The sequence below is a fragment of the Pseudomonas sp. BSw22131 genome, from assembly GCF_026810445.1.
Classification (GTDB): Bacteria; Pseudomonadota; Gammaproteobacteria; order Pseudomonadales; family Pseudomonadaceae; genus Aquipseudomonas; species Aquipseudomonas huanghezhanensis.
This window is the reverse complement of the sequence record NZ_CP113949.1, coordinates 4,889,323-4,901,356: the sequence shown is the minus strand read 5'-3', so window position 1 is coordinate 4,901,356 and position 12,034 is coordinate 4,889,323. Positions and strand designations below refer to the sequence as shown.

At 57.9% G+C, this 12,034-nt stretch carries 11 protein-coding genes and 1 other RNA gene; 5 read left to right on the top strand and 7 right to left on the bottom strand.

Annotated elements, in window-relative coordinates; all coding sequences use genetic code 11:
• Window positions 1-21: 21 nt before the first annotated feature.
• The 5 genes from ssrA to OYW20_RS22065 all read right to left on the bottom strand — a co-directional run bounded on the left by ssrA (window position 22) and on the right by OYW20_RS22065 (window position 6,823).
• Window positions 22-413, bottom strand: a transfer-messenger RNA (tmRNA) gene (ssrA, locus tag OYW20_RS22085).
• Window positions 414-526: 113 nt separating this feature from the next.
• The gene (locus OYW20_RS22080; protein ID WP_268798025.1) at window positions 527-811 is read right to left on the bottom strand and encodes a hypothetical protein; all 285 of its coding nucleotides are present in this window, start codon (window positions 809-811) and stop codon (window positions 527-529) included.
• Between the two features lie 209 nt (window positions 812-1,020).
• Window positions 1,021-3,831 (bottom strand): FAD-binding and (Fe-S)-binding domain-containing protein, encoded by a 2,811-nt coding sequence (locus OYW20_RS22075; RefSeq protein WP_268798024.1) that lies wholly within the window; start codon window positions 3,829-3,831, stop codon window positions 1,021-1,023.
• A gap of 79 nt (window positions 3,832-3,910) precedes the next feature.
• On the bottom strand, window positions 3,911-5,056 hold the full coding sequence (lldD, locus tag OYW20_RS22070; RefSeq protein ID WP_268798023.1) for an FMN-dependent L-lactate dehydrogenase LldD: 1,146 nt from the start codon (window positions 5,054-5,056) through the stop codon (window positions 3,911-3,913).
• Window positions 5,057-5,125: 69 nt separating this feature from the next.
• Window positions 5,126-6,823, bottom strand: a complete 1,698-nt coding sequence (locus tag OYW20_RS22065) for a lactate permease LctP family transporter (RefSeq protein ID WP_268798022.1) — start codon at window positions 6,821-6,823, stop codon at window positions 5,126-5,128.
• 406 nt (window positions 6,824-7,229) lie between these two features.
• On the opposite strand from OYW20_RS22065, the gene OYW20_RS22060 reads away from it, so the two are divergent.
• Window positions 7,230-7,997, top strand: coding sequence for a GntR family transcriptional regulator (locus tag OYW20_RS22060; protein ID WP_268798021.1), 768 nt, complete (start codon window positions 7,230-7,232; stop codon window positions 7,995-7,997).
• Window positions 7,998-8,129: 132 nt separating this feature from the next.
• Here the strand turns inward: OYW20_RS22060 and smpB are convergent, their stop codons facing one another.
• Complete coding sequence (smpB, locus tag OYW20_RS22055) at window positions 8,130-8,612, bottom strand: SsrA-binding protein SmpB (RefSeq protein ID WP_268798020.1); 483 nt, start codon at window positions 8,610-8,612, stop codon at window positions 8,130-8,132.
• Window positions 8,613-8,729: 117 nt separating this feature from the next.
• Between smpB and OYW20_RS22050 the strand changes: the two genes are divergently transcribed.
• From OYW20_RS22050 to OYW20_RS22040, 3 genes are read left to right on the top strand one after another with little or no spacing between them, the layout of a single operon-like run.
• On the top strand, window positions 8,730-10,133 hold the full coding sequence (locus OYW20_RS22050; RefSeq protein ID WP_268801207.1) for a sodium-dependent transporter: 1,404 nt from the start codon (window positions 8,730-8,732) through the stop codon (window positions 10,131-10,133).
• 7 nt (window positions 10,134-10,140) lie between these two features.
• Window positions 10,141-10,575 (top strand): type II toxin-antitoxin system RatA family toxin, encoded by a 435-nt coding sequence (locus OYW20_RS22045; protein WP_268798019.1) that lies wholly within the window; start codon window positions 10,141-10,143, stop codon window positions 10,573-10,575.
• A 4-nt stretch (window positions 10,576-10,579) separates the two neighbouring features.
• Window positions 10,580-10,888 (top strand): RnfH family protein, encoded by a 309-nt coding sequence (locus tag OYW20_RS22040; RefSeq protein WP_268798018.1) that lies wholly within the window; start codon window positions 10,580-10,582, stop codon window positions 10,886-10,888.
• A 78-nt stretch (window positions 10,889-10,966) separates the two neighbouring features.
• On the opposite strand, the gene OYW20_RS22035 is transcribed toward OYW20_RS22040, so the two are convergent.
• On the bottom strand, window positions 10,967-11,491 hold the full coding sequence (locus tag OYW20_RS22035) for an outer membrane protein assembly factor BamE (protein ID WP_268798017.1): 525 nt from the start codon (window positions 11,489-11,491) through the stop codon (window positions 10,967-10,969).
• A gap of 98 nt (window positions 11,492-11,589) precedes the next feature.
• Between OYW20_RS22035 and fur the strand changes: the two genes are divergently transcribed.
• Window positions 11,590-11,997, top strand: a complete 408-nt coding sequence (gene fur, locus OYW20_RS22030) for a ferric iron uptake transcriptional regulator (RefSeq protein ID WP_268798016.1) — start codon at window positions 11,590-11,592, stop codon at window positions 11,995-11,997.
• The last annotated feature ends 37 nt before the right edge of the window (window positions 11,998-12,034 follow it).

Here is a 12,034-nt window from a genome sequence, read left to right as displayed (position 1 = left end):
GCTTGATTTGTAACGCTTGTTTGGTGGAGCCGGGGGGATTTGAACCCCCGTCCGCCAGTACTCCGCTTTCGGGACTACATGCTTAGCCAGATCTATTAAGTTAACCCTCTGCGACCCGATTGGCAGGGTGCGTTGGGCGAGCTGTGTAAGTTTTAGCCGATTCGTCCACAGCGTACTGCACGGCGATTCTGTTCTATATGACAATCATTTTGGGTTTACAGACATCCCCTGATGATTGCTGGAGCCGAAGCTGCCAGAAGGAAGGCTAGCACCGCTTACGCGGCGAGAGCTTGTTCCCCGTAGGTTTCGTCATTGGCAACTATAGAAAGTTGCAACAGTGGATTTACGAGTTCTGTTACCAACTCGGCATGCCCCTAGAGTTTCATCACCGGCGTCGAATCCTAATCGGCCCCAGATCTGCTGCCCTAGCAGTCAGGTCGCGGAGTGTACCCGAATCAATAAGATACGTCGACCGTCGTGCTGAACAGCGAGCATTGACCAGCTTTTGACTGGTCAGACGCCCAGATTACTTGGCGCCTTCGCTACCCGAACCCATGGTTTTCAGCTGAGTGATCGCCTTGGTGGTGATAGAGATACATTCTTTTTCATTGCCGGCCGCTTTTGCTTTTTCGCCCGATGCGATGGTTTTTTCCATCTCATCCTTGCTGTCGGCGCTCATGTTGGTGCTTGTAGAGGTGTGAGCGTCCTTCAAGGCCTGCAGGTTTGCGCCGCAGAGGTCATCAGCCGCGAATACCGGGGAACCCATCAGTGCAGCGGTAAGGAACAAACCAGTGAGTGCTGTGCGCTTCATGTTGTATCTCCTTTAACCTGGGGACTCGGTATGGCCGCCGTGTAAGGCCGATGTCCGAGAGTATTGATAAGCCTCGTCGTTGTTCGTGGGGCTTAAATAAACTGACTCTGACCAAACGCAGGGGTTCTATTTTTTTTCACAATAATGTGAAAAAGCCACATCACACATCACGTAACAAAATGGCCGCGAACTCCGCCCCTAGGTTGCTATCAAGCGGTTCTGGGTTGAGTGACGCGGTCCACGAGGTACACCAGCCCGTGGTAGTCGATACCGCCATGTTGAGTCAGGCCGATTTCACAGGTTCGGCTAGTGGAAATCCCCTCATGGCAGTGCTGAACGGCGCCCCTGAGCGTGCGCAGCGAATGGGCATTCAGCTCCGGCGTCGTGAAGCCTTTGTCACCGGCAAAGCCACAGCAATGAATGCCTTCCGGGATGACCACGTTGACGCTGCACATGCGCGCCAGTTCGATCAGCGCCTGGCTCTCGCCCAGGTGCTGAGTGCTGCAGGTGACGTGAACGGCGATGGCTTCTTGCTGAGGCGTGAATACCAGTTTGTCGAGCAAGTGAGTGCGGATGAAACGCACCGGGTCGTACAGATCCAGCCGCGTTTCCTTGAGGTCCTGAACCAGCCGTAATGTGCATGGGCTGGTGTCGCAGTAGATGGGATCGAGCCCGCCTCGGCTGGCTTTGGTCAGCGCGGCGAGTAATTGCTGGCGCTTCTCCTCGGCCTGCGCTGCGTAGCCCTTCGAGGCAAAGGGTTGGCCGCAGCACAAACTCTCCTGATCCTCGGGGAACACCACTTGATAGCCAGCCTTTTCCAGCAGCCCACGGGTCTTTTCCAGCAGCGACATTTGCTCACGATCACCCGCTGCGGGCCCCATTACGCGAGACACGCAGGCCGCAAGATAAACCACTCTTGGGCGCTGATCTTCGACCGGAGGCGTGAAGCGAATGGCGTTTTCTGGCTGTGGCATTGCCGTCGTCCACTGTGGGATGCGTCCTGAAGAGGCTTTGCTCAGCGCCGATGAAAACTTCGCCAGTCGAGGCGCGCCCAGCAACATGCGGGCGCCATTAGCGGCGTGCAGTGTGAAGCGTGCGCCTTGCAACGCAGTCGTGAAGTGGTTCGCCAGCCAGCCTGCCGTTTTGTTGTGCGTGGCCTCGCGAGCGCGCAGCTTTTTCACCAGCTCGCCGGTGTTGATTCCAACCGGGCAGCGCTGTGCGCAAAGCCCGGTGGCGGCGCACGTTTCGATGCCTTGATAGTGATAGTCGCGCTCCAGGTCTGTGGTATCGATACCCGCACGTTTTTTCGCCTGAATCTCGCGCCAGATGACGATGCGCTGGCGTGGGCTCAAGGTCAGTCCTTTGGACGGACACACCGGCTCACAAAATCCACATTCGATGCATTTGTCGACGATCCCGTCAGCCGCAGGCATCGGTTTCAGATGTTTCAGGTGGATCTGCGGATCAGTGCTCAGCACCACATCGGGGTTGAGAATGCCGTTGGGATCGAGCAAACGCTTGAGTTGCCACATCAATTGATAAGCGTCGCTGCCCCATTCCAGTTCGACGAAAGGCGCCATGTTGCGGCCGGTGCCGTGCTCGGCCTTGAGCGAGCCGTTGAACTCCACCGCTACCAATTGGGTTACGTCCTCCATGAATGCCTTATAGCGCGCCACTTCCTGAGGGTCGTTGAAGCCCTGGGTGAAGACGAAATGCAGGTTGCCCTCCAGCGCATGGCCAAACAGGATCGCTTCGTCATAAAGGTGCTTTTCGAACAGCTCGATCAGCCGACGCACGCCCATCGCCAGCTGTTCGACCGGAAAGGTCACGTCCTCGATGATCACCGTGGTGCCGGTCTCGCGCACGGCGCCGACAGCGGGGAAGGTGTCTTTGCGGATGGCCCACAGACGCGCGTTTTCCTGCGGGTCTTCAGTGAAGTCGATTTGCTTGTCCACCGGGAAGTGCGCGATGGACGCCATGATCTGCGCCAGTTGTTCATGCAGCAGCGGCTGGGTCGCGGCGCGGGCCTCAATCAGCAGCGCGCAGGCGTTCTCCGACAACTCACGCACAAAGGGCGGCATGCCCGGCTTGTTCTGCACCGAGCGCATGCTCCGCCGGTCAAGTAGCTCAACGGCGGAAACCGGCTGGGTTTTGAGGATGGATACAGCATTGCAGCATGTCTCAACGTCCGGAAACACGATCAGCGCCGACGCCTTGTGTGGGTGATCGACCACTGTGTCGTAGGTCACCGCGCTGATGAACCCCAATGTGCCCTCAGAGCCCACCAGCAAATGGCTGAGGATATCCAGCGGCTCCTCGAAGTCGACCAGCGCATTCAATGACAGGCCGGTGGTGTTTTTCAGACGGTATTTGTGGCGGATTCTGGCAGCCAGCTTGGTGTTGGCGCGGGTTTCCCGGCCCAGTGTTGCCAAGCGCTCAAGCAGGTCGGCGTGGCTGGCGCGGAAGGCTGCGATGCTTGCCGTATCTTCGGTGTCGATGCGTGTGCCGTCGGCCAGTACGACGCGCATTCCGGCCAGCGTGTGGTAGGTGTTTTGCGCGGTGCCGCAGCACATGCCGCTGGAATTATTAGCGACGATGCCACCAATCTTGGCCGCGTTGATAGACGCGGGGTCTGGACCGATCTTGCGACCGAACGGTGCCAGCCACACGTTAGCTTGCGCGCCAATCACGCCTGGCTGTAAACGAATCTGCCCCCCTTGGGCACGCACTTCGCGACCGTTCCAGTTGTCGCCCAGCACGATCAGCACCGAGTCACTGATGGCTTGCCCCGACAGGCTGGTGCCGGCTGCACGGAAGGTAACCGGGACCTTGTCGACCTGAGCCAGCTTGAGCAGCGCAACCACTTCGTCTTCGGATTCGACGCGCACGACCAGTTTTGGGATAAGCCGGTAGAAGCTGGCGTCGGTGCCAAACGCCAATGTGGACAGCGCGTCTTCAAAGCGGCGCTCGGTGGGGATCAACCGCTTTACATCGGTCAGGAAGGAGGCGGGCAGGCTCATGCGGTCTTCCTCATGCAATCATTTTTGGTGCCGCGGCCTCTGACGTGCCGCGTGCTTTGGGTGTGGCAGTTACGTGGGCTCAGACGCCCAGTTCACGAACCAGTGAATCGCGAGTGATCTCGCTGATGGATTTGGCGCCGGTCAGCACCATCGCAACGCGCATCTCTTTTTCGAACAGGTCCAGCAGATTTTTCACGCCGGCTTCGCCGTGGGTGGCCAGGGCGTAAATGAATGCGCGACCGATCAGCACCGCATCGGCACCCAAGGCGATCATGCGCACCACGTCCAGACCGCTGCGAATGCCTGAGTCAGCGAGGATTTTCAGTTCACCCTTCACCGCGTCGGCAATGGCGGGCAGCGCCCGGGCGCTCGACAACACGCCATCGAGCTGACGGCCGCCGTGGTTGGAAACGATGATGCCGTCGGCGCCAAATGTCACCGCGTCGCGGGCGTCATCGGGGTCAAGGATGCCCTTGATAAGCATCGGGCCGTCCCACGCTTCGCGGATCCACTCCAGGTCCTTCCAGGAAATCGACGGATCGAAGTTGTTTCCCAGCCAGCCAATGTAATCGGCTAGGCCCGTTGGATTGCCACGGTAGGTCGAAATATTGCCCAGGTCGTGGGGGCGACCATTTACGCCGACGTCCCAGGCCCATTGCGGATGGGTCATGGCTTGCAGGACGCGGCGCATCGGCCCGTTTGCGCCGCTCATGCCGTGATGCGCGTCACGATAACGCGCACCGGGGACGGGCATGTCGACGGTGAATACGAGGGTTTTGACGCCGGCGGCTTTGGCGCGCTCCAGCGCATTGCGCATGAAACCGCGGTCCTTGAGCACGTACAGCTGAAACCAGATGGGGCGATCGATAGCCGGCGCGACTTCTTCTATCGGGCAGACCGAAACCGTGGATAGGGTGAACGGGATGCCTTTGGATGCGGCCGCACGCGCGGCCTGAACTTCGCCGCGGCGTGCATACATGCCGCACAACCCGATCGGCGCCAAGGCAATCGGCATGCTCATTTTTTCGCCAAATAGCGAAGTTTCCAGGCTTAGTTCGGACATGTTTTTCAAAACGCGCTGGCGCAGGGCAATGCTCGCCAGGTCCGAAACGTTGTGACGCAGGGTGTGCTCGGCGTATGCGCCGCCGTCGGCGTAGTGAAAGAGGAAGGGCGGCAGCTTGCGTTGTGCAGCTGCGCGGTAGTCGGTGGAGGCAGAAATGATCATGGGGTCTCGCTACATTGAGTGAGTTGGGCTGCTGCCGGACGCACAGGTGTGCGCCCGACACTCGTCTCGTTAGTGAACCAGCATGCCGGTGAACCAGTACGCCTGGGCATAGGTAATGCAGCCCACGATGGTGGCGAAGAAGATGCTGTGTTTGAGCGTGAAGCGGAACAGGTCGGACTCCCTGCCCACCAGGCCAGTGGCCGCGCACGCAACGGCGATTGATTGTGGCGAAATCATCTTGCCGGTCACGCCGCCTGTTGAGTTGGCGGCAACCATCAGGATGTCGCTGACGCCCACTTGGTGCGCAGTGGTCGCTTGCAACGACCCGAACAAGGCGTTCGACGAGGTATCGGAACCGGTCAGGAACACGCCGAGCCAGCCCAGGAACGGGGAGAAGAACGGGAACGCAGCGCCCGTGCCAGCCAGGACCAGTGCGAGGGTCGACGACATGCCCGAGAAGTTCATGACGAAGGCAAAGGCCAACACCATGCCGATGGACACGATGGCCCAGCGCAGCTCAAACAGCGTTTCTTTAAAAGTGGTAAGACCTGTTTTTGGGCTGATGCGCAAAACGATCATCGCCAGAATGGCCGAGAACAGGATCGCGCTGCCCGACGCAGCGATCAGGTCGAACTTGTAGATCGCGGGCATTGGCGTCGGTGTTGCGACGATTGGCGCGCCTTTGATGACCATCTTGTCCAGGAACGGGATGGCGATGTTCATGGTCCAGGCTTCAAGCGCGCCACCGGCGGCAAACAGGGCCTTGAATGGCTTGAGCGTCCAGATCGTCACGATCACGGTGAGGATCAGGAACGGAGACCACGCCTTGAAGATGGCGCCGAGCGAGTAAGGGGATTTTGTAGTGGCGCGCGGCTGACCGAAGCCACCAGGCCCACCAGCGACCGTTACAGCTGCACCGCCAGCACTGGCCACTTGGGTTTCGCCGGCGCGAGCGGGCTGCCAGACTTTCAGGAAAAGCGTCAGCGAGATCAGGCTGACAAGTGCCGAGGTGATGTCCGGCAGTTCCGGGCCTATGTAGTTGGACGTCAAAAACTGTACGACAGCGAAACTACCGCCCGCGATCAAGGCTGCTGGCCACGTTTCTTTGACACCGCGCAAGCCGTCCATCATGAACATCAGCCAGAACGGTACGAACACCGACAGCAGTGGCAACTGACGGCCCGCCATCGCGCCAATCTTGAACGCATCCAGCCCCGACACCTGTCCGGCGACGATGATCGGAATACCCAGTGCGCCGAATGCGACCGGCGCGGTGTTTGCTATCAGGCAAAGGCCAGCTGCATACAGTGGGTTCAGCCCAAGTCCTACAAGCAATGCGGCGGTGATGGCGACCGGTGCGCCGAAACCTGCAGCACCTTCAAGGAATGCACCGAAGCAGAAGCCGATTAGCAGGACTTGCAGACGCTGGTCGTCGGTGATCGACATGACCGAGCTGCGAATGATCTCGAACTGACCGCTCTTGACCGTGAGTTTGTAGAGAAAGACTGCCGCAATGATGATCCATGCGATGGGCCACAAGCCGTAACAGAAGCCGTAAAGCGCCGCTGCGATGGCCATGCCGGCCGGCATTTGGAACGCGAAGATGGCAACCAGAACCGCAAGTACCAAAGTGATGGTGCCGGCGACATGCCCTTTAAGCCGGAACACGGCCAGTGCAAAGAAGAAAAACACGATGGGTATGACAGCGGCGAGGGCGGATAGTCCAAGACTGCCGAGCGGTGTGTAGAGCTGTTGCCAGGTTTGCATGTATGAGGCCCCTAATTGTTGTTGGTTAGGCCCGGTGTCCATGTCGTACGTGCGCGGCTCCTGCAGGCGACTTCAGTTGCGCTGTCGTCCTGCTGATGCTGACGAACGAGTCGCACAGCTCACCAGCTCAAGCCCTTCGCCGTCGCGAAAGGCTTGCAGCGAAAGTGGTGGATGACCATCAATCGCCGGCATCTTAAAAATTGGTAATACCAATTTACAATGTCTAGGCGCTAGGTTAAAAGCCTTAGTGATGCCGTGTCAATTTGTCGCTCTAGAACTTTTGTCGCACATGGGTGGGGTATCTGCTCAAGCGCAGTTCGGTGTGTTATCTGTCGCGTGAATGTCGGCCGACAATCAGCGAGAATATGCGCCCCCGAAAACGGTCGGGGATGTGGAGTGAGCGGTTATGGGCTTTGATCAGGTGCGCCAGCGGCGTCTGTCTGACGATATCGTTGAGCAGCTCGAGCGAATGATTCTGGAGGGCACACTCAGGGCGGGCGAGCGATTGCCTGCCGAGCGTGCGCTTGCCGAGCAGTTCGGTGTATCGCGACCTTCCCTGAGGGAAGCGATACAGAAGCTCACCGCGAAAGGGTTGTTGCTTAGTCGTCAGGGCGGGGGCAATTACGTGGTTGAAAATCTGGGGTCCACGTTCAGCGACCCATTGCTGCATTTGCTGGAAAGCAGCAACGAGGCGCAACGCGATCTGCTGGAGTTTCGCCACACGCTGGAGGCCTCATGCGCCTATTACGCGGCAATCCGTGCGACAGATGTTGACCGTGCTCGATTGCGTGAAGCTTTCGAGGCGTTGCAGGACTGCTACAGCCGGGTCGATGAGGTGAGTCGTGCGGAGGAGGGCGCTGCCGATGCGTGCTTTCATTTGGCAATCGCCGAAGCCAGTCACAACGCCGTGTTGTTGCATACGATCCGTGGCTTGTTCGACCTGCTGACGCGAAACGTCGTCACCAATATTGGCGGGATGTACAAACAGCGCACGGAAACCCGCGACATGCTGATCAGTCAGCACCGTGAGCTGTATCAGGCAATCATTGAAGGGCGTGCAGACGATGCACGAGAGGTCTCGAGCCGACATTTGCTGTACGTGCAGGAGGTTCTGGAAGAGGTGCGGCAGCAGGTGCAACGCACGGCGAGAGCCGAGCGGCGCAACGGGATTTGAGTTCGCGCCGGTTTTTTCTGGAGGAGACAGTCTGGAGGAGACAACTTGTTGGCGAGAGGCGTTACGCGGTTGCCCTGACGCAACGCCTCGCAAACAAGTTCGCCCCTACATAATCGAGCGGCAGTTCAGAGATCAATCATCCTTGCCTTTGCTGCGCACCGCACGCTGAAGCTCACGGTCCGAATCGCGTTCGCGTTCGGTGTGGCGCTTGTCGTATTCCTTCTTGCCCTTGCCCAAAGCAATTTCGCACTTGATCAAGTGCTGCTTCCAGTAAAGCGCCAAGGCCACGCAGGCATAGCCTTTTTGCTGCACCGAGGTCGTGAGCTTTTCCAGCTCGCGCTGGTTGAGCAATAGTTTACGGGTGCGTGTCGGATCAGCGATGACGTGAGTACTGGCCGTCGACAGAGGTGAAATATGGCTACCCATCAGCCATGCCTCGCCATCTTTGAGCAGCACGTAACTGTCCACCAGCTGCACCTTATTGGCACGCAGGCTTTTTACTTCCCAGCCAGCCAGGACCAGACCGGCCTCGAACTTGTGTTCGATGAAGTAATCGTGACGCGCCTTTTTATTTTGCGCGATGGTCCCTGTGGGATGTTTCTTGAGCTTAGCCATAGGCGACGCATTATAGGGACTCGGCGCGTTGTCGGCTATGGTCAACCTGCGTGCTTGAGCACGTTGATTGAATGCCGGACAATGCGCGATCTTTTTTGCGTGCTGGACGTGTCAACGATGTCGACGGACAAGGTTTCTGTCCACGGTAGCTGGGCGAGTCGCTGGGTATTCATCCTGGCCGCCACGGGCTCCGCGGTAGGTTTGGGCAGTATATGGAAATTCCCCTACATGGTAGGCGTCTATGGCGGCGGCGCGTTCGTGCTGGTGTTTCTGGCTTGCATCGCGCTGATCGGCATTCCGGTCATGATTGCCGAGACGCTGATCGGGCGACGCTCCCGGCAAAGTCCGGCCAACGCGCTCAAGGTGCTGGCGCGTGAAGCGGGGCATTCCACGAAGTGGTCATGGGGTGCATTCGCCGGGATGATAACGGCGCTGCTGATCCTGTCTTTCTATAGCGTGGTGGGCGGCTGGTCGCTGGAATACATCCTGGACGTCGGTAAGGGAGACTTTCAGGGTGTGACGGCGGATCAGGTCGGCGGTTTCTTCGGCGTCATGATCGCTGATCCATGGCGGCTGGTCGGTTGGCACACGCTGTTTATGCTGTTGTCGGCAATCACCATCGCCAAAGGCGTGAATGCTGGTCTTGAGCGCAGCTTGCGGATCCTGATGCCGTTGCTGTTTATTCTGATGGTGATTTTGCTGGGCTACAGCTTGACCACCGGGCACTTCATGGAAGGCGTGCATTTCATGTTCGACTTCCAGCCCGAGAAGCTGTTGGACGGCTTGCTGCCCGCGATGGGGCATGCGTTCTTCTCGCTGAGCGTCGGCGTTGGATCGATCATGATCTACGGCGCCTACATGACCAAGGACGCCTCGATAAGCGCCACGGTCGTGGGTGTCGCGTTACTCGATACTTTCGTTTCGCTGCTGGCCGGCCTCGCGTTGTTTCCGATTGTGTTCGCTGCCGGCCTTAACCCAAGTGAAGGCCCTGGGCTGATGTTCGTGACGCTGCCTTTTGCCTTCGGCAATGTTGCGTTCGGGCAACTGATGGGTGTCGTGTTCTTTGTATTGGTTGCAGTCGCGGCGTGGAGTTCGGCCATTTCGCTACTGGAACCGATGGTGGCGTACCTTGTAGAGCGCACGAAAGTGCGGCGCGGCTGGGTGACATTCTGGCTTTCGTTCATTTGCTGGTTCGTCGGATTGGGTACGGTGTTCTCGTTCAATATCTGGCAACAGGCCAAATTTTTCGTGAACGATGGCGGTGCGTTCCACCTCTATCAATGGGGGGCAGTGGGCGGCCTGGACTTTTTCGGGGTGATCGATTTCTTCACCTCACGCATCATGCTGCCGCTGGGTGGCTTGTGCTTTGTGGTTTTCGCAGGTTGGGTGATGGGCCGTGAGGCGGTGCGCGACGAGTTGTCGATCCGCAGTCCGGTACTTTTCGCTTTGACGTTCTTTTTGATGCGCTATGTGGCGCCGATCGGCATTTTGGTTGTATTTGCCGCTCAGCTTTGGAAATGACGCTGACATGACTACGCATATTCAACGTTCGGCCTTGCTGCCGTACCCCGCCCAGGTGCTTTACGACCTGGTCAATGATGTTTCCCGCTATTCGGAGTTCTTGCCTTGGTGCTCGGGCACTACGGTACTGGAGCAAAATGACTCTCTGATGCGTGCGCGAGTGGAGGTGGCGAAGGGCGGTCTTAGTCAGCACTTCATTACACGCAATACGCTCACGCCCGGCCAGACCATCGAGATGAATCTGGAGGAAGGCCCGTTCAGCCAGTTGAATGGCGTCTGGACCTTTAAGGCGTTGGGTGAGAAGGCCTGCAAGATCAGCCTGGACCTTTCCTTCGATTACGCCGGGCCTATTGTGCGCGCAACATTGGGTCCACTTTTCAATCAGGCGGCAAACACGCTGGTTGATGCTTTTTGCCAGCGAGCCAAAGAGCTGCAGGGCTGAGACGATGATCACTGTCGAGCTTGTTTACGCGGCAGTTGATCGCCAGGTTCTGCTGACGTTTTATGTGCAGCCGGGTACGACTGTTCGTGCGGCTTTAGCGTTGAGCGGGATCGGTGCAGTGTTTCCTGAGCTGGATCTGCAGCATTGTCCCGTAGGAATCTTCGGTAAGAGCGTCCCCCATCCCGAGATCCGTTTGCTGAAGGAGGGCGAGCGCATAGAGATTTATCGCCCCCTTCTGGCGGATCCTAAAGAGGTCCGCCGATTGCGTGCAGCGAAGGCAATCCAAGCGAAAAAAGGCGAAAGCACGATTTAAGTTTTTGATCGGCTCGATTGAGCAGACGTAAAAAAGCCCGGCATGCCGGGCTTCTTTCTGAGCACAACTATCTGCGGATTAGCGCGGATTTGTGTCCAGTGGTTCTTGGGTTGGGACCGGAACCGTTTCAATCTTGTCCACGTCGTTCTGGATCTGCTCAAGCAATGAGCCAGGCTTGGGTGGCTCATCGGCTTTGGGCTGCTCGCCTTTGTTTTCGGGCCCTGTGCTGGTATCGCTGCCTTTGCCGAGGATCGCTTCATCGCGACTCACGCCCGGCTTGAAGTCACCTGAAAGGCTTGCTAGCTGGTCGTTGGCGTTGAAGAACAGCGCAATACGCTCTTGTTGGCGTTCGCCGCCACCTGGCTGCAGGCTGTAAAGGTAATCCCAGCGATCGGCGTGGAAAGTGTCGGTCAGCAGAGGGTTGCCCATGATAAACCGCACTTGTCGGCGGGTCATTCCCGGCCTCAACTGGTCTATCATATCTTGCGTGACGACATTTCCCTGCTGGATGTCGATTTTGTAAACCCCGGGGAATGAACAACCGGCGAGTGCGAGCAGTCCCACGAGGGTGAAACTGGTTAGCAGGAGCTTGGTGTTTTGCATCGGTGGGCGACTTCCACTATCTTGGCTGGGACAACGTAAACCCCGATCATACCTGCATTAAGAGAAGCTGCGAAGCAGCGTCTGCGAGAAAGCTGACCATGGTAGAAAATAGCGAACTACGCAAAGCTGGACTTAAAGTGACCCTGCCGCGGGTCAAAATCCTTCAAATGCTCGATTCTGCCGAGCAACGTCACATGAGTGCGGAAGACGTTTACAAGGCGCTCATGGAGGCCAGTGAAGACGTCGGTCTTGCGACGGTTTACCGTGTTCTGACTCAGTTCGAAGCAGCCGGATTGGTGGTTCGCCACAACTTCGACGGCGGTCATGCTGTGTTTGAACTGGCAGATGGCGGTCACCACGACCATATGGTCAATGTGGAGTCTGGAGAGGTTATCGAGTTCTTCGACGAAGAAATCGAGAAGTTGCAGAAGGCCATCGTCGTCAAGCACGGCTTTGAGCTGGTGGACCACAATCTGGTGCTCTACGTGCGTAACAAAAAGGCGTAAGTCTTTTTCTCGCACAAAACAAAGGCGACCCTCGGGT